The sequence below is a fragment of the Methylobacterium sp. CM6247 genome, from assembly GCF_054817925.1.
In genome coordinates, this window is record NZ_JBTXKX010000003.1 from 600,804 (window position 1) to 619,032 (window position 18,229).

Annotated in this window: 12 protein-coding genes and 1 pseudogene; 8 read left to right on the plus strand and 5 right to left on the minus strand. The window is 62.9% G+C overall.

Annotated features, from left to right (window positions below; all coding sequences use genetic code 11):
- Window positions 1-48 precede the first annotated feature (48 nt).
- Both ACYQOP_RS03675 and ACYQOP_RS03680 read right to left on the minus strand, forming a co-directional pair.
- Window positions 49-1,212: an MFS transporter gene (locus tag ACYQOP_RS03675; protein ID WP_461221197.1), complete on the minus strand. Its 1,164-nt coding sequence runs from the start codon at window positions 1,210-1,212 to the stop codon at window positions 49-51.
- The gene (locus ACYQOP_RS03680; protein ID WP_461221198.1) at window positions 1,209-1,547 is read right to left on the minus strand and encodes an antibiotic biosynthesis monooxygenase; all 339 of its coding nucleotides are present in this window, start codon (window positions 1,545-1,547) and stop codon (window positions 1,209-1,211) included. The genes ACYQOP_RS03675 and ACYQOP_RS03680 overlap by 4 nt, the downstream gene beginning before the upstream one ends.
- Before the next feature lie 109 nt (window positions 1,548-1,656).
- On the opposite strand from ACYQOP_RS03680, the gene ACYQOP_RS03685 reads away from it, so the two are divergent.
- The 3 genes from ACYQOP_RS03685 (at window position 1,657) to ACYQOP_RS03695 (ending at window position 3,320) form a co-directional block, all read left to right on the plus strand.
- A complete protein-coding gene (locus ACYQOP_RS03685) occupies window positions 1,657-2,544 on the plus strand; it encodes a LysR family transcriptional regulator (RefSeq protein ID WP_461225184.1) in 888 nt (295 codons plus the stop codon).
- 144 nt (window positions 2,545-2,688) lie between these two features.
- On the plus strand, window positions 2,689-3,039 hold the full coding sequence (locus ACYQOP_RS03690; RefSeq protein ID WP_461221199.1) for a hypothetical protein: 351 nt from the start codon (window positions 2,689-2,691) through the stop codon (window positions 3,037-3,039).
- The gene (locus ACYQOP_RS03695; protein ID WP_056423430.1) at window positions 3,033-3,320 is read left to right on the plus strand and encodes a hypothetical protein; all 288 of its coding nucleotides are present in this window, start codon (window positions 3,033-3,035) and stop codon (window positions 3,318-3,320) included. The genes ACYQOP_RS03690 and ACYQOP_RS03695 overlap by 7 nt, the downstream gene beginning before the upstream one ends.
- 186 nt (window positions 3,321-3,506) lie before the next feature.
- On the opposite strand, the gene ACYQOP_RS03700 is transcribed toward ACYQOP_RS03695, so the two are convergent.
- Window positions 3,507-5,771 carry a cyclic nucleotide-binding domain-containing protein gene (locus tag ACYQOP_RS03700; RefSeq protein WP_461221201.1) on the minus strand — a complete coding sequence of 755 codons (2,265 nt, stop codon included), beginning with the start codon at window positions 5,769-5,771 and terminating at the stop codon, window positions 3,507-3,509.
- Window positions 5,772-6,468: 697 nt separating this feature from the next.
- Here ACYQOP_RS03700 and ACYQOP_RS03705 point away from each other — a divergent pair.
- From ACYQOP_RS03705 to ACYQOP_RS03725, 5 genes and pseudogenes are all read left to right on the plus strand, one after another.
- Window positions 6,469-9,336, plus strand: coding sequence for a response regulator (locus ACYQOP_RS03705; protein WP_461221202.1), 2,868 nt, complete (start codon window positions 6,469-6,471; stop codon window positions 9,334-9,336).
- Window positions 9,333-9,533 carry a hypothetical protein gene (locus ACYQOP_RS03710; RefSeq protein ID WP_461221203.1) on the plus strand — a complete coding sequence of 67 codons (201 nt, stop codon included), beginning with the start codon at window positions 9,333-9,335 and terminating at the stop codon, window positions 9,531-9,533. Before ACYQOP_RS03705 ends, ACYQOP_RS03710 begins: the two co-directional genes overlap by 4 nt.
- The gene (locus ACYQOP_RS03715) at window positions 9,530-9,889 is read left to right on the plus strand and encodes a response regulator (protein WP_461221204.1); all 360 of its coding nucleotides are present in this window, start codon (window positions 9,530-9,532) and stop codon (window positions 9,887-9,889) included. Before ACYQOP_RS03710 ends, ACYQOP_RS03715 begins: the two co-directional genes overlap by 4 nt.
- Before the next feature lie 46 nt (window positions 9,890-9,935).
- Window positions 9,936-10,970, plus strand: coding sequence for an adenylate/guanylate cyclase domain-containing protein (locus ACYQOP_RS03720; RefSeq protein ID WP_461221205.1), 1,035 nt, complete (start codon window positions 9,936-9,938; stop codon window positions 10,968-10,970).
- Window positions 10,971-11,591: 621 nt separating this feature from the next.
- Window positions 11,592-12,468, plus strand: a pseudogene (locus ACYQOP_RS03725) (transposase).
- Window positions 12,469-12,594: 126 nt separating this feature from the next.
- Here the strand turns inward: ACYQOP_RS03725 and ACYQOP_RS03730 are convergent.
- The gene (locus ACYQOP_RS03730) at window positions 12,595-16,764 is read right to left on the minus strand and encodes a beta strand repeat-containing protein (RefSeq protein ID WP_461221206.1); all 4,170 of its coding nucleotides are present in this window, start codon (window positions 16,762-16,764) and stop codon (window positions 12,595-12,597) included.
- A gap of 453 nt (window positions 16,765-17,217) precedes the next feature.
- Window positions 17,218-18,207 carry a LysR substrate-binding domain-containing protein gene (locus ACYQOP_RS03735; RefSeq protein WP_419952932.1) on the minus strand — a complete coding sequence of 330 codons (990 nt, stop codon included), beginning with the start codon at window positions 18,205-18,207 and terminating at the stop codon, window positions 17,218-17,220.
- Between the last annotated feature and the right edge of the window lie 22 nt (window positions 18,208-18,229).

An 18,229-nucleotide genomic window follows, 5' to 3' on the forward strand; every position in this document is an offset into this window, starting at 1 on the left:
GATCCTTCGTAATTGAGAGGGGCACACCCAACGACCAAGATGGCGCCGTCATGTGTTCGGCTCCAGCTTAGTCATCATGCACGATGCCGCTGCGACGGCTCCGGCCAGCAGGGCGATTCCAGCCCACGACAAGCGGCTCGGTCCGGCGGTTTCGAGGATGATCCCGCCCAGGACGGCTCCGCCGAAAATGGCGATATTCCAAGCCGTGACGATCATCGCCTGCGCCACATCGGCCGCTGGGCCTGCCGTGCGTGCCGATGCGGTCTGAAGAACCGTCGCCGACCCGCCGAATGCCAGACCCCAGATCAATACGGCGCCATAGATCGCGAGGGACGCTCCACTCGTAACGGCAAGCGTGAAGGCCGCGACGATAAACAATCCGATCGCGGCGAAAAGCAAAGCCCGCAGCCATCTGTCGATCAGCACGCCCGTCAGTCCGATACTGACGAGTGCGGAACCCCCGAAGACTAGTAGAACATCGTCGATCCGGTCGGGCATGCGGTAGTCGGCCAGGATGGGCGCGATGTAGGTGTAGAGGAGATTATGGGCCAGCACGAAGCAGAGCGTCACCGCCAGTATCGGCCGCACGCCCGGCACTGCAAAGACTTGAGTCAGCGATGGGCGTTGCGTTTCAGGTTCGCCAGGGAAATCCGGAACTTTCGCGATGATCCAGCCAACCAGTAGCAGCGCGATGAGGCTGAGCAGGCCGAAGGTGAGCCGCCAGCCGGCGAGCATGCCCAGAAACGTACCGGCCGGTACCCCGATAGAAAGCGCCACGGGCGTTCCTGCCATCGCCACGGCCATGGCTCGCCCCGCGAGACGGGGCGGTGCCATGCGAACCGCATAGCCAGCGAGGAGCGCCCATAGCAGGCCGGCCGATACCCCGCCGACAAAACGCGCCGCCATCGCGACGGCGAAACTCCCGGTCAGGGCCGTTATCAGGTTGGCGATCATGAACCCGACGATGGAGCCGAGCAGAAGCGGTCGTCGGCGCCAGCTTCGCGTCGCCGCGGTCAAAGGGATCGCAGCGAGGAGCGATCCCAAGGCGTAGACACTGATCCATTGGCCGGCCATGGCCTCGCTCACCCCCAGCGATCCCCCGATCTGCGGAAGAAGTCCGGCCGGCAGGGCCTCGGTCAGGATCGTGACGAAGCCAGCGACCGCCAGAGCACATAGCCCGGCCATCGGCAGCCGATCGGCTCGCGCCGTCATGCCGAAGCCCTCGGAAGTACAAGGTCGCCCACCGTGTAGGTGTGGAACTCGCTGGACGAAACAGTTTCGAGCGCCTGAAACTTGCCGACGAACACCGGATCGGAGAAGAAAATCTCGACATCTTTTGGGTCTGATATCGCCTCGATATTCACGACGGTCAGTCCATCGGTGCTCCTGGCAAGGTTGCTCCATAGAAATCCGGGCTTCCGCTCGGCCACATAGTGAACGACATCCTGGATGAGCCGGAACGCGTCTTCCTGCTTGCCAGGGTGAACGTGAATTACGTTGACGATGAAGGTGGTCGGGATCGGATGAATCGTGAAGGCTGGGATCATGTTCGCTTCCCTGGTTTTGCGAGGTCCAGGGGATAGCGACCGGACCGTTGCGGAAAAACGGGCCAGCGTTCCGGTGACTGCGGAAGGAAATTCGCTTAACCGCGACGACATGGACAAGCTCACGGCGTTCGATGCCTTCGTGCAGTCGGCTGAAACCGGCAGCTTCGTCGCGGCGGGCCGCAAGCTCGGCCTGTCAGCCTCGGCAGTCGGCAAGGCGGTGGCACGGCTCGAGCAACGGCTGGACGCGCGGCTGTTCCATCGCAACACGCGCAACATGACCCTGACCGAAGAAGGGCGACTGTTCCTGGAACGCTGCCACCGCATCTTCGAGGAGATCGAGGCGGCCGAAGCCGAGCTTGCCCGGTCCAATCGAACCCCGAGGGGCCGGTTGCGTGTGAGTCTCCCGCTGGTCGGCATGTTGCTGACGCCGGTGATGGCTCATTTCATGCGCACTTGGCCCGAGGTTCAACTCGACCTGGATTTCACGGACCGGCTGGTGGACGTCGTGGAGGAAGGGTTCGACGCTGTCATTCGGACCGGGCAACCCTCTGACAGCTTGTTGATGAGCCGCCATCTCGGACGGTTCCGCCTCAAAATCGTCGCGTCACCCAACTACTTGGCGCAATATGGAGTGCCGCTCACCCCTGACGACCTGCACGAGCATCACTGTCTTCACCAGCGTTCGCCGGACACCGGAAAGCTGCGGCCCTGGCCCTTTGTGCGTGCTTCAGGCCAGGGGAAGCCCGTCCTGCCCGAGCGGATGAGCGCGACAGCGGTCGACCCCCTGATCGAACTGGCGAGCGAGGGAATGGGCATCGCCTGTCTGCCGCCCTTCGCGATCCGCGACGAGATCGCCGATGGCCGTCTCGTGTCCATCCTGGACGAGTGGTTGACCGGGACCGATCAGTTCCATGTCCTGTGGCCGGCCAGCCGGCAGATCACGCCCAGACTACGTGCGTTCGTCGATTTCATGGCCGAACATCTACAGCCGCAGTAAAGACGATACGCGAGATCGCCAAGAGTGGTCCCGCTGTCTATTCGAGTGCCCCAGCGATGATCTCAGAAGCGAAACTTAGTCGTTCAAGCTGCACAACACAGGGGTGTCGAGGCGAGCGCAGAAATCCGGCTGGAAGTCTTCAGGGTGTTTCGCACCGGGCTGGAAGAGTCGAGGACCGGCCGGCGCAACTTCTCTCGCGCCTACCTACAGCGCTCGACGATGCTTCTGTGTACAATCGGCTCGGTGGCGACGGCGGACGATCCGCTCGGCATGCACCATATCCATCGACATGGCATTCCGATCATGACGGACTTGACAGCGTGCGTTTTCGGCATCCGCACTCAAGCTGTTGATTCAGCTCGCGACAGCAACAAATTGATGAAATTGCTTCACGAGAAAGCGATTTCTTTCGGCGATCATCAATCATGGCGAGGAATCCGCACGCAACCAGAGGATATGCTTCGGCAATCGCCGTTGGTGGCCTCGTTGTGCTGATGGTGCAGGAAGTGCCGAACTGGAACGCGACCCTCATAGGTCTGCTCTCCCTGATCGCGTTTGCCGTACTCTGGATACTGGCAGGACGCGAGGTCATCGAGGAGGGGGCGCGCGCGCCGGTTCGGGTCGCCGTCACGGTTCGTGACATCGAGGCCGATGACGCGGCCATGTCAGAGCACCGCTTACTTCTCGGCCCGCCGGGACACCTCGAATTACTCGAACCTCGACGCTCACCGACGATCTTGTCCCTTCGACGTCTCCCGAAGCTGCGTTGGAAATAGCGGCACCCAGCGGGTGCGTGTCCGAGCGAGCGGCTTGACGGACGCGATCCCTTCGTTCGTGGAGCGGTTGTCAACTCTTCCCTTCTTTCCAGGCAAAAGGTGCCGGAAAGACCTGCGCACGGCGCGAACCTGTTTGGGGCCGCAGGATCATGACAGGGTTAAGTCTCATGAGAACCCGTGACTGACTCAAGAGAGCTCCGCTTCAAGGAGCCGATTGGTGTCGACGATCTTGTCGGCCAGTTCCAGAATGAGAAAACGTTGAACGTACAGCGCCAGGTCGGGGCGTTCACGCTCCATGCGGGCCAGAGCGGCCCGATCAATGCCGACGGTGCGGCAGGGGCTTTCGGCGATCGCCGTGGCGGTGCGCCGCCCCCCCTGGGCCAAGCCGATTTCGCCGATGACAGTGCCGGCTGTGGTCGTGCGCAAACGATGGTTGGAGCGGCCGGGCATCTCCAGGCGGATGGAAATGAGGCCGTGTTCGAGGAAGTAAAAAGCGTCAGCGGGCTCACCCTGACGCATCAGCGCCTCGCCGGCCGCCAGGGTGCGGAGACTAAGATACGGTTCCAGTTCGCCAGCCCCGACCGTGCAGCCGAGCCTATCGGCAAGGTGCTGAGCAAACGATGTCGCCTCACCTTCGTCGCTGGTCCCGGCATCTGACAAGAGAGCCGTCTCCGCTGCCCGCATGGCCGCATCGCGGGTGCGAAAGATCCGTATTCGCGGCTCTACGAGAAGTCCGTCACGTTCGATCTGTTGATGAGCGATTGGGCCGAGATTGACCAGCAGAACGTCGAAGCGCGCCTGCTCGGCGAACTGCCCGATCTTGCGGAAGACAAGCAGCGCGGAACTGTCCAGTCCGACACATTCACGGAAATCCAGAATCAGGAAACGGAAATCGGGAGTCGCTTCAACGTCAGCGGCGGCTTGGCGCAAGATCGTCTGCGCGTTCAGGAAAAACAGGTACCCTTGCAGGATGTAGATCCGCGTCCGCTCCCCTGATGCACGCAGCAGATCGGTGATGTGGGGCGCGCGAATGATACTGCTTCGACGCTCAGCTCCGGAGAACGCACGACGGATCGCCGGGATCTGCGCGTACTGGAGCGCGAAGATCAGGATCGCCAGCGCGAGGCCAAGCACAAGGCCCGCCGTGGCGCCAAAGAAGGCGGTCGCCGCGCATACGCCGAGCGCGACGCCTGTTTCCCATTTTGAAAAGTTCCGGCAGGCGAGCGCCAAGCTCGCCAGCAGGCCGAGCCCGATGGCAATGAGAGCCCCACCCGCGAGCGGACGCGGCAACAGCGCAAGGGAGCTCCCACCGAGTACGAGGAGCGCGGCGATCACCGTCAGGGTGAGCCACCAGCCAAGCCAGTGGCCACCGCCGATATTATGCAGCAGCAATGTCGAAGTTCGGCCAAAGCCCACGGTAGGTCCGCCGAATAGGCTTCCGACCAGGTTGGCCGAGCCCGCCGCCACGAACAACTTGTCGATGTTGAGTTCGCGCCGCATCTCGAGCTCGACGCTCATGACGTACAGGATCTGGATGATCACCGCGACCACGATCTCGGTGGCGATCTTTGGAAGGATCGGCAGGAGCAGGCCAAGGTCGAGGGCGAAGAAGTTGCTCACGGCCGGGACGCGCAGCAGGGATCCCGCCGGCATCGGATCGATGAGCCATCCCGCCAGTTGCGCAGCGTGGGCGTCGATTCCGTACACGGCCAGGCCGAGATGAACGATGACGAGGCTGGCTAGAATGACCGACGGGTAGGTCGCCCAATGGCGAATGCGCCGAGGCAGCTTGAAGGCGCAAAACCCAATGCCGAGCGTCAGGGCAATGCGCCCAAGCGCACCCGCATCGATCTGGCTCAGGTCGGGAGACGCCGACCCGAACGTCTTCAGCATGGCAGCGGCAGCGTCGTCGAACTGCGCGCCGACCTGCAGCCCGCTGCGTACGAAAAGAAGCCCCACGCCGCCCAAGAACCCGGTCAGTACCGGATAGGGCAGAAGCTGCGCGAGCAGCGAGGCCCGCAGGGTACCGAGCAGCACGAAGACGAGACCGGTGGCGAAAGTGGAGATGCCGCACGCGACCAGGACGGTTTGCCCGAGCGTGTCCGGATCGGTGATGCCGGCTTTGCGCAGCCCATCGGCGACCGCGGCGGCGATCGCGGCCTGAACGATCGCAGCTCCACCGATGAAGGAAAGCGACACCACCGCATTCCGCCGGAGCGCGATGAAGACGAGGCTCCCCAGCACATAGGCCGCCAGCATGCCCGACATGCCGGCAATTCGGCTTTCAGCGAGTGGACCCGCAAAAATGAGTTGGGAGAAGCTGACGAAATCGATCAGCAGCACCATCGTAGCGACGGAGGCACCGGCAACGATGCGCGCGATACGCGCCAATGCCGAGCGCCTCTCGACCGGCGCCTTGCCCGAAGCCGATGATAAGTCAGCGGCTCTCATCGGGGCGGCTTCCGTAGCTCGAGATTCGCCCAAGCAGACGCGAGCTTATCTCAACGCTATCACGAGGCGACAACCGCAGGCCGTAATCATAGAAATTCATCGAATACATTCTAAATGAACCCGATAAATACGGGGGAAATCATTATCGTTCTCGCAATCACTGGAGTGATCACATACTACCGAGACGGTTAAAGATTTAGGCTGACCTGACACGTATTTTGGATAGTGCCAATCGAGAGGTTGTTGCATGGGAGCAACGACGGGCAAATCGAAATTCGGATGTTAGAAATAACCCGCATATGTGTGACTGGCACGTCACCGAACACCAGCAAACCGACATAGGCGTGATAATTTTACCACCCGGCAGACCGATCATGACTCCATCGTTCTTCGACGTTTCATCCTGAATCCTGATCAGACGCTGTGGCGCATACTTGGAAACACCGGTCCGGCATACACCGCTCCTTGATATCTACCAGCTATCCAGATGCCCAAGCATGCAGTAATGTCTGCGAGCAAATCGAACGGCATCCACAAGGTTCACTTATAAATTTTAATATTCGCAACAGTCAAAGTCTATTACTTATAAATTTATAGATGTGCTATTATTATCTATTATTCGCAACGACGAGCTTGAATTACATAAGATGATAAGAGCAGGTCTATTCGTCCGAAATTCGATGAGCCGGGGCACGACATGGTAGCCTACACAACGGCAGTGCCCTCCAATGATGGTGGGGAGCAGCGCCTGATCGAGGCGATCGAAAGCAGTTCGGACGGCTTCGCGCTCTTCGATGCCGAAGACCGCCTCCTCCTCTGTAACGATCGTTTTCGCCAGTTTCATCCGGGGCTGGAGAGCGTGATCGTCCCGGGGGCACCGTTCTCCGTGATTGCCCGCGCCTCCGCGGAAAATTGCATCGCGCGGAACGATGGCTCCTCCGCCGATACGTGGCTCGAAAACCGACTCGCTCTTTATCGCGATCCGCGCGGGCCGATCCTTCAGCAGCGGGTCGATGGTCGTTGGGTCCAGATCAATGAGCGCAGGACTCGGGATGGCGGGACAGTGGCCGTCTACACGGACGTCACCGAGATCAAGCGCACCGAGCAGGCTCTCCTCACGACGCAGGGTCGGCTGTCCTATCTCCTGACCGCCTCACCGTCGATGATCTGCAGCTTCGAGGTGGGCGGCCGCAACGCACCGACATTCATCAGTGAGAATGTCCGGGACCTTCTCGGCTACGAGCCGAGCGAGTATCTCGAGGGCCCCGATTTCTGGCTCGAGCGGCTTCATCCCGACGACCGGGACCGAGTTCTGGCCGAGTTCCCCCATCTTCTCGCGAATGGCCACCACGTCGTCGAGTACCGGTTCCGGCGCAAGGACGGTATCTATCGCTGGGTAAGGGACGAGCAGCGCCTGATCAGCGGCCCGCATGGCGAACCTGTCGAGGTCGTCGAATCCTGGAGCGACATCACCGAGCGCAAGGAGGCAGAATTCGCACTTCGGGAGCAGACGACTCTCGTCGAGCTCCTGCAGGTCACGGCGGCCGCGGCCAACGAGGCGCTCAACGTCGAGGATGCCTTGCAGATCTGCCTGGGTCGGATCTCGGCACATACCGGATGGCCGCTCGGGCACGCCTACATGCTTGCCAATGACGGCAGCGAAACCCTGGTGTCGTCCGGCATCTGGCATTGCGATACGCCGGAGCGCTTTGCGCGCTTCCAGGCCGTCACTTCGGAGACGCCGCTTCCTGTCGGCATAGGGCTGCCGGGACGCGTGTTGGCATCCGGCGAAGCGATGTGGGTCCTCGATCTCGATGCGGAATCCGACCATTCCCATGCCGGTGCCGCCGCTGCGGAGGGGTTCCGGGCGGCTTTCGAGTTCCCCGTCACGATCGGTCGTGAGGTCGTCGCGGTGCTCGAGTTCTTTGCGGCTGACGCGCAAGCACCGAACCGGGCGCTCCTCAACGTCATGGCCAATATCGGCGCGCAGCTCGGCCGGGTGATCGAGCGCAAACGTGCCGAGGAGAACCTGCGGGAGGCCAAGGACGCGGCGGAAAACGCCAGCAGATCCAAGAGCAGCTTCCTGGCCAACATGAGCCACGAATTGCGGACGCCGCTCAACGCCATCATCGGCTTCACGCGGCTCATCATGCGTCGCGCCAAGGACGTGCTGCCCATCAAGCAGTTCGAGAACTTGGAAAAGATACTGATTAGTTCCGAGCATCTGCTCTCGCTGATCAACACCATCCTCGATCTCGCCAAGGTCGAAGCGGGCCGGATGGAAGTGAAGACATCGGAATTCTCGCTCGAATCCACCCTCGACCTCTGCCTCCGTACGGTCGAGCCCCTGGTCAAAAGCGAGCACGTGCGACTCGTCAAAGATCTTGAGGGCCTGCCGGAGACGATCAGCACCGATCAGGAGAAGCTGAGGCAGATCCTGATCAACCTTCTCAGCAACGCCATCAAGTTCACTGAAACCGGTTCGGTGACCCTGCGCGCACGCGCGGTCGGGGACCGGATCGCACTCGCGGTGATCGATACGGGCATCGGCATCCCGAGCGGAGCGCTGACCCTGATCTTCGAGGAGTTCCAACAGGTCGATAATTCCGCAAGCCGAACACATAGTGGAACCGGGCTCGGCCTCGCCATCAGCCACCGACTGGCCCGGATGCTCGGCGGCGAAGTGGGCGTGGACAGCCAAGAGGGTAAGGGCTCGACCTTCACCCTCACTCTTCCGCGGCGTATCGACGGCAACGTCGAACCTCCGCCCAGCCCTCGGGCGCCTGTGACCGAAGCCGTGAATCGGACCTCGTCCAGGACCGTGCTCGCCATCGATGACGACCCGAACGTCGTCTACCTCCTCAAGGAAAATCTGCTCGACGCGGGCTACGACGTAATCGGCGCCCCTAATGGCGAGGACGGCCTGAGGAAGGCACGGGAGCTTCAGCCGCGCGCCATCACCCTCGATATCATGATGCCGGGAACGGATGGGTGGCAGGTCCTGCATGCGCTCAAGACCGACCCTCTGACGCGTGAGATTCCCGTAATCCTGATCTCGATCGTCGACCAGAAGGAGCTCGGCTTCCACCTCGGTGCCAGCGACTACATCGTCAAACCATTCGAGCGCGAGTCACTGATCGGCGCCCTTGGGCGCGCGGCCCCCGACAGCGAACGCATCCTCGTGATCGATGACGACCCGAACGTGGTCGACCTCGTCCGGCAGTTGCTGGATACCGAGCGCTGTACGATCGAATGGGCGCGCGACGGCGTCGCGGGCCTAGAACGGATCGCGCAGGCGCGCCCGAGCGTCATTCTCCTGGATCTCCTGATGCCGGGCATGGACGGCCTCACCTTCCTCGATCACCTGCAGGCCGATCCCGTTGCCCGCACGATCCCCGTTGTCGTCTTGACGGCGGCATCCTTGAACGCAGCCGACCATGGCATGCTTCGGGAACGCGTGCGCGGGCTTATCGACAAGCAGGGCCTCGACCGTGACGCACTCATCCGAGAGGTCAGGCGGGTATTGCCTTTGCTGGAAACCCAGGGCGCCGAGATCGCCCAATGATCCGCGCCGTGGAAGCGAGAGTGCGTTCGATGAACAGCCTGGTTGGGCGCCGCGGCATCGGCCGGCAGCGAGCCATGGATCGGCGCAGGATTTGCCGAGTCCTCACCGAAAAATCGAACCGGACAAAAACAGGACTTGCCAGCACCGGGCAGCGCCCCGGCTATCTCTTCGTAGACTACGAAGGTTTCGCTCGATGAAGACCATCCTCATTGTCGAAGATGGCCCTCTCAATCGCGATCTGCTGACACAGCTCCTCGAGGACGACTACGCGCTGTTGATCGCCGTCGATGGGGGTGCGGGCGTCGCGATGGCCGCGAGCCATATTCCGGATCTCATCCTCATGGATCTTTCCCTGCCCGTCATCGACGGCTGGGAGGCGACGCAGCGGATCAAGGCCAACCCGGCGACGGGAAACATTCCCGTCATCGCGATCACGGCCAACGCGATGAGCGGCGACGAGGAAAAGGCCAAGATGGCGGGGTGCGACGATTTCATGACGAAGCCTGTCGATGAAGACCTGCTTTTCGCCAAGCTGCATCAATGGCTCGATTGAACGCAGCCGGTCCTGAAGCGGCTGCGACCTGGAGATAACGAGACCTGTGGACCCCGCACGCATCCTCATCGTTGACGATGAAGCCTTAAACCTCGATCTGCTGGAGCAGGAGCTCGAGCTTCTCGGACACGAGAGCGTTCGGGCCGCCAACGGACGCGCTGCGCTCGATCTCCTGAATACCGAGCCGTTCGATCTGGTCCTGCTCGACGTGATGATGCCAATACTGGACGGCTACGCCGTATTGGGCAGCATAAAGTCGAACGACCGGCTCCGTCATACCCCGGTGGTCATGATCTCGGCGCTGACAGAGATCAGCAGCGTCGTGCGCTGTATCGAGATGGGGGCCGAAGATTACCTTCCCAAGCCCTTCGAGCCGGTACTGCTCGAAGCGCGGATCCGTGCCTGCCTCGACAGGAAGCGGCTGCACGACCGGGAAGTGGCCCATCTGGAAACCATCAAGCTCCAGCAGAAGCGCGCAGACGACCTGCTGCACGCGATCCTGCCCGTCGCGGCGGTGAGCGAGCTGATGAGCACCGGCCAGGTCAAGCCGCGGCTCTTTTACGATGTCGCAGTGCTCTTCATCGATCTCGTCGGCTTCACGGCGTGGTGCCACAGCAAAGGCCCCGAAGACGTCGTGGCCGAAGTTCAGCGTCTGGCCGAAGCGTTCGAGGTCGTGGCGCACAAGCACGGCATGGAGAAAATCAAGACGATCGGCGACGCCTTCATGGCAACCGCCAATTTGTTATCGCCCCATACCGATCCGGTGACCGCGGCGATCCGCTGCGCGCAGGACATGGTGTCCATCGCTGGTGATGGCTCCACCGGATGGCGAATCCGGGCTGGCATTCACATCGGCGCCGTCGTTGGCGGCATCGTCGGGCGGTCGAAGTTCACCTTCGATCTCTGGGGCGACACGGTGAACGTGGCCGCTCGTCTGTGTTCGCTCGGCGACGGATGTTCCGTTCATCTCTCCGAGGAAGCCTCAGCCCGCGTGCATGACGGCAGCGCGATCAACCATATCGGCAAGGTGTCTCTCAAGGGAAAAGGCGAGATCGAGGTTTATTGTTTTAAATTTACGTAGTGCCGTATTTGCTATTCTTATTCCAGACTTATACTGCGTCAAATTAGCATTGAATTAAAGTATATTTCAGTCTATCTAAAAATACGCACTTTCATTTCGTATTCGAATATTTCATAGCCTCAACGAGGTAGCCACAATGCGGACGTCCGATCTCAAATAACTAACGATGACGCACTGCGACGACCCGCAGCGTCATACGGCTTAAACTCTTCCGCCAAGGTAAAATCGGCTCATCCCGTAGAAATGCGCGTCGTTAAGTGAGGAGCCTCCGTTACTCCAACCGGATCGAATTCGCACCCAATGTAGTCTTCGTCGCGGGCTTGATTTCACAGATCGTCCTGGGTGTCTCTGCGCTCGTCACGTTGGGAGTCGTTGCCGCGACCGGCACTCGCATCCTCGATCAGGTCAACTTAGGCCCGCCACTCATTCGAGAGGCCATCGTTATGGCAGCCCCACTCGGTATCGGACTAACTCTTATCGTGCTGCCCCTGTGCTTCAAGTCAGTGTCTGAGGCAGACCTCCTATCGTCAAGGATCTGATCCTGCTGACTGCGCTCGCGGCCTAAGTGCCCTGACGCGGCAAGAGGATTCACGATGGGATTGACGCCTGCGAAGCTGGGTGATGGCTCAGTCCGTTTGGATACCTTTCGATGAGCCACCGACGTCACAACTGGCTGCGATTGCCGGTGACCAATCCCGGCCATTCAAGCGCATCGTTCGCGCTCTCAGCATCCTGCGGTCGACCGAGCGCTTGAACGTGGAGAGGTGGCTCGAGAGGCAGGTAACAGTTGGCTTGCGGGAGGGCTCTAGCAAAAGCGCTTTGACAAAGAAGGCGTCGAGGGTCTGCTACCCGACAAGACCTGTCTGCCCGACACCCCGCCGCATTTCACAGGAACGGTGGCGGGAGCTCTGGCACTGACCTGCTCGGTGCCGCCGGATGAGGTCATCCACTGGACCGGCCGCGCCGTCGCTGCGTAGACCAGGATCTCTCCGCTTCGTGCAGCGGGTCTTGCAGGAGCACCGTCTGCAACCGCATCGGGTGCGTACCTTCAAGCGCTCGCACGACCCGGCCTCGCCGAGAATGTGGAGGATGTGGTCAGTCACAACACCAAATCCGCCCGCCCACGCCGTCGTGCTGTCCATCGACGATCCTTCGACAGGCTCAGGATGAGGAGTCCCAGATCCAGACTCTGGAGCGAACCCGTCCCATCGGTCCCGGCCATCCTATCGCTCAGACGCATGACTACACCCGCCACGCGCGATGAACGTGTCCCTCCAACCCAACCTCGGCCTCATGGCTCAATGCGGTCGAGGGCTTCTTCTCCACGCTCACACGCCGCCGCCTCCAGTGGGGTACGTTCAGTGGCGTCGTTGATCTGCAGGTGGCCATCAAACGCTATATCGCCGAGCACAACCGCAGCGCCCGCCCCTTCGTCTGGATAAAGCCCGCCGCCGCCAACTTCGATGCCCGCAACCGAGCCCCTGAACCATCCGTCTGAGTCAATGCAATAGCGGTTGACGTGGTGAAGGGGCAGAAAGCCGCCGGATCGCGTGAAGGCGAAGGCCCATACGGCATGCTCGGCTCTGGCCGAGCAGGATTGATCGGCCAGAGCGCATTGCGAAGCTTACGCCACCAGGAAGTCGAGGTGAGTCAGCGTTTCCTTCGTGCCGATGACGGCAAACTGGACGGCAGTGCTAGCCGTCCCGTTGCCGTCGGCATCGTAGGAGAGCGCACCGTTCTTGTGGTTGTAGAGAATGCGATCGCTCGCATCCACCACGGCACCGGCATTGCCGAGATCCTTGAACGCAGTCTCCGCAAGCTGCCCCGTGGCAAGAGCGCGGAAAACGGCCCGGGCCAGTTGGATCGTGTCCTCCGGTACTGAGAAGTCGGTAAGGCTGTCGACATTGACAGAGCCGAGGTTCGACGAGAATGCGAACGTATCGCTGCCGCCCTTGCCGTAGAGCAGGTCGGCGCCCGCGCCGCCGTTGAGAACGTTGGCACCGGCATTGCCTATCAGTGTGTTAGCGAACGCGTTGCCGATGAGCCCGATGGCGTCCATGCCGGTGTCGCTCATGGTTCTCAGCGTCTCGATCTCCTGACCGGCCGACAGCGTGAAGCTCACACTGGTCCTGACCATGTCGGTGCCGCCGCCATCCGTCTCGAACACGCGGTCACTGGCGTCGTCGACGATGTAGCTGTCGTCGCCAGCGTAGCCATAGAGTCGGTCGGCGCCCGCGCCGCCGTTGAGAACGTTGGCACCGGCATTGCCTATCAGTGTGTTAGCGAACGCGTTGCCGCCGAGCCTGATGGCGTCCAGACCGGTGTCGCTCATGGTTCTCAGCGTCTCGATCTCCTGACCGGCCGACAGCGTGTGGCTCACACTGGTCCTGACCATGTCGGTGCCGCCGCCATCCGTCTCGAACACGCGGTCACTGGCGTCGTCGACGATGTAGCTGTCGTCGCCAGCGTAGCCATAGAGTCGGTCGGCGCCCGCGCCGCCGTTCAGCACGTTGTCGCCGTCATTACCTATCAGCGTGTTCGCGAACGCGTTGCCGCCGAGCCTGATGGCGGCCATGCCGGCGTCGTTCGTGGTCCTCAGTGTCTCGATCTCCTGTCCGGCCAACAGCGTGTGGCTCACGCTGGTCTTGACCATGTCAGTGCCGCCGCCATCCGTCTCGAACACGCGGTCGCCAGCGTCGTCGACGATGTAGGTGTCGTCGCCAGCGTTGCCGTAGAGCTGGTCGGCGCCCGCGCCGCCGTCGATGACGTTGGTGCCGTCATTGCCCACCAGTTTGTTCGCGAGCGCGTTGCCGGTGAGCCTGATGGCGGCCATGCCGGCGTCGTTCGTGGTCCTCAGTGTCTCGATCTCCTGTCCGGCCAACAGCGTGTGGCTCACGCTGGTCTTGACCATGTCAGTGCCGCCGCCATCCGTCTCGAACACGCGGTCGCCAGCGTCGTCGACGATGTAGGTGTCGTCGCCAGCGTTGCCGTAGAGACGGTCGGCGCCCGCGCCGCCGTTGAGAACGTTGGCGCCGTCATTGCCCACCAGTTTGTTCGCGAACGCGTTGCCGGTGAGCCTGATGGCGGCCATGCCGGCGTCGTTCGTGGTCCTCAGTGTCTCGATCTCCTGTCCGGCCAACAGCGTGTGGCTCACGCTGGTCTTGACCATGTCAGTGCCGCCGCCATCCGTCTCGAACACGCGGTCGCCGGCGGCGTCGACGATGTAGGTGTCGTCACCGTCATACCCGGAGGCGCTCGTCCCTGGGCCGGTCAGAAGGAAGATGTTGTTGTCCGCATCGCCCTGGCCGGAGCCGGTGACGGTCACCCGCAGATGCGCGGAACCGGCGCCACCCTGTCCATCGGAGAGCGTGTAGAGGAAGTCGTCGACGACACTTGCTCCCACTGCGACCCGGCCCTCGGCATCGGCTTCGTACGTGTAGCTGCCGTTCCCCTGGAGTGTGAGCGTGCCGTAGCGGCCGGCGATCACCGTGGCGCCGTCGATGGTCGTCCGGGCCGTGCCGGCGGTCACCGCCCTGATCGCGGTGATCGTCAGGGTGCCGCTGTCGGGGTCGATGTCGTTGCCGAGCACGCCACTCGCCACGGAATTTCGCTGAACAACCTCGATCACGTCGTCGGTCGCGACGGGGGCGTCGTTGACTGAGGCGAGAGTCAGCGCCCGGGTCGCTGCCGTGATGGCCGTGCCGTCGCCGACATCGTAGCTGAGCGTAACCAAACCGTTATAGTCGGCGTCCGGCGTAAGCGTGAAGGTCCCGCCCGTGATCGTCACCGTGCCATGGTCGGCCCTCAGGTTCGTGACCGCGAGCGATGCACTGTCGGTGTCGGTAAAGCCCTTCAGTAGGTTGGAGAGCCGACCCGTATAGGCAGCGTCCTCCCTGCCGGCCGCCAGGGTCGCCTGGGTACCGGTGAGGCGCGGCGCGTCGTTCACAGCCGCGAGGGTGGTGCTCAGGGTGGCGGGGATCGACGCCGCGCCATCGCCGACGCTGTAGCTGATCGTGATCTGGCCGCTGTAGTTCGCGTCCGGCGTGACGGTGTAGCCGCCCGCCCCGTCGCTCACGATGGTGCCGTGGTCGACGCTGAGGTTGGAGAGGACGAGGGTGGCGCCCTCGGGATCGGCGAAGCCCTGCAGCAGGTCGACCGCTCTCACCGTGAAGGCGGTGTCCTCCGTGCCGGCCACGAGCGTCGCCTGCGTGCCGGTGAGCAGCGGGGCGTCGTTCACCGCCGTGAGCGAGAAGCTGCGGGTAGCGGGGGCCGGAGCGTTGGTGCCGTCGCTGACGCCGTAGGTCAGCGTCACCGGACCCGTGGCGTTCGCTACCGGCGTGATGGTGAAGGAGCCGTCCAGGTTCGCCGTGACCGTGCCGCTGGACGAGGTCAGGCCCGACACGGTCAGCATCGCGGCGCCCGCATCGGCCCAGCCCTCGAGCAACTGCGCCTCGGTCACCGTGTAGGCGACGTCCTCCGTGCCGTCGGCGAGCACGGTCTGCGTGCCGGTCAGGGCCGGAGCGGTGGCGTCTATGGCCAGGTCGGTATCGGAGCCCGTGGTCGCGCTGGAGACGCTGGCCGGGTCGAAGGTGAGCGCGGTGGTCGAGGTGTTGAGCAGCACGGAGGCTGTGACGCTGCCGATGTTCGCGGTGAGGATATCGAGCCGGCCGTCGCCGTTCACGTCGGCGGCCGTCACGCTGAAGGGGTTAGGGCCGACGGCTATGTCGGTCGTGCCGCTGAAGCCGCCGGCCCCGTCGCCCATCCGCACCGAGACGGTGCCGTTGCCGTTGTTCGCGGTGAGAATGTCGAGCCGGTTGTCGCCGTTTACATCGGCCACCGCCACGCTGAAGGGGGCGTTGCCGACGGCTATGTCGGTCGTGCCGCTGAAGCTGCCGGCTCCGTTGCCCAGACGCACCGAGACGGTGTTGCTGCTTTGGATAGCGGCGAGGATGTCGAGATGGCCGTCGCCGTTCACGTCGGCCACCGTCACGCTGCGAGGCTGGGCGCCGACGGAGACGTCGGTCGTGCCGCCGAAGCTGCCGGCGCCGTCACCCAGCCGCACCGAGACGGTGTCGGTGCCGCTGTTCGCGGCGAGGATGTCGAGATGACCATCCCCGTTCACGTCGGCCACCGTCACGCTGCCAGGCTCTGAGCCGACGGATACGTTGGTCGTGCCGCTGAAGCCGCCGGCCCCGTCACCCAGCCGCACCGAAACCGTGCTGTTGCCGCTGTTCGCGGCGAGGATATCGAGCCGGCCGTCGCCGTTCACGTCGGCGACCGTCACGCTGGCGGGAGCGGAGCCGACGGCTACGTCGGTCGTGCCGCTGAAGCCGCCGGCCCCGTCGCCCAGCCGCACCGAAACCGTGTTGCTGCTGTTGTTGGCGGTAAGGATATCGAGCTTGCCATCCTCGTTCACGTCGGCGACCGTCACACTCGCTGGCGCGCCGCCGACCGTGACGTTCGGTGCAGTCGCGAAGTCGAGCAGGCCGGGCCTGTCCAGCGATCCGCCATTGAGATCGAGGCCGGTGACGGTGAGGCTCGCGTCGTCCTCCCCGGCCGCGATCGTATAGGTGAAGGTCGCGCGTCCTTCCCCGTCGAGGCCGGCATAGGTGGCGGTTGCGCCGTTGCTCAGGGTCAGCCGCGGCGCGCCCGTGACAGTGACGGCCGTTTCCGCCTCTAGCGTGAAGGTGACGGTGTCGCCCGTCTTCAACGTGCCGACACGGCTCGCCGTCGTGATGATGCCGGTCGCCTTGTTCAGGCCGGTCACGTCGGTCGTCGAGTTCGGCAGCGTCATGACTCATCCCCACGGCTCCGCCGCATCGCGAGGCCGCCCTTCGTTCAGGTTCGTGGAAGGCTCCACATCGGGAGCCAATGCAATGCGAGGCCCTCGGGGGGGGGGGGCATGGGGTCGTCGGCACCATGCCTTCTGGGGCGCCCCTCCCTACTGCGAATTATCAGACTAATCTAGTCTAAAAACCGGCATACGCACTAATTATCGTATCTGTACTTATAAAAGGCACACTTATCAGTAAAATGTTAATTAATATTTTATAGATTACAAATTATAGCAATCATATTGTAAATCATATCGCGGCATGCAGCCGTAACGAGCAAAACTCGGAAGCAATATCGAGCTGATTTACAATAACACCCATTCCGTTAGCTTGAATTATTGAGGTTTACCCACGCGGCCGCGCAGGGGCTTTCGTCCGCAGGGCCTCAGCGAGCCTGACTCATGGATCATGGCTCACTGAAGCTTGGTATCGGCGACGGCTTCCGGCGCGAGAAGCCCCTCGACGAACCGCATTGCCGGCCCCGACAGGGCTGCGAAATCGACGGCATAGAGGTTGAGGGCGCTCACCGCCCAGGCATCGGTGAGCTCGGCCGCGTGCAGGTGGCGCTCGCCCAGGGCCTGGAAGGCACCTTCGGCCATCACGCCGATGCCCATGCCGCATTCGATCATCCGGCACATAGCCGAGAGGCTGTCGACCTCGACCCGCTGACGCAGGGCGCGCCGCGCCTCGCGGGCGACCCGATTGAGGTGGATCTGCACCGTGCTGCTGCCGCGCATGCCGACCTGCTCGAAATCCAGGGATTCGGCGTAGGCCACGTGGCTCCGGACGCCCAGCGCATGCCCCTGCGGCATCACCAGGACGAGGCGTTCCGTGCGGTAGGGCCGCGCCGACAAGGGAAGGCCGGGCTCGCAGGCGCCGCAAATGCCGAGATCGGCCTCGCCCTCGATCACGTCCTGCGCCACGCTGCGGCTGCTGCGCTGACGCAGGTCGATGCGGATGTCGGGATGCGTCCGCGCGAAGCGGGCCATATCGCCGGGCAGGAACTGCTCCACCGCCGAGGCGCTGGCGCTGAGGCGGACGCGCCCACGCACCCCGCCGGCGAATTCGGAGAGGTCGCTGCGCAACTGCTCCACGTTCAGCAGGATCGTCAAGGCGTGCTGGCGCAGCTGATCGCCGAGGAAGGTCGGCCGGACGCCGCGGGCATGGCGGGCCAGCAGCGGATGGCCGATCACCGCTTCGAGTTCGGCGACGCGGCGGCTCAGGGCGGAGGCCGCGATCTGCCCGCGCTCGGCCGCCCGCGCGATGCTGCCGGTCTCGCAGATCAGCACGAACAGCTCCAGCGTCCCGAGATCGAGCTGGCGAAGGAAGTGGCGCGGCGACGGCACGAAGGGGCTTTCCGGCTTGACGAAGTTCGCCGTGTCGGCAGGCAAAACCGGCGCCATCGCGGGTCGACGGTCGGCCGAG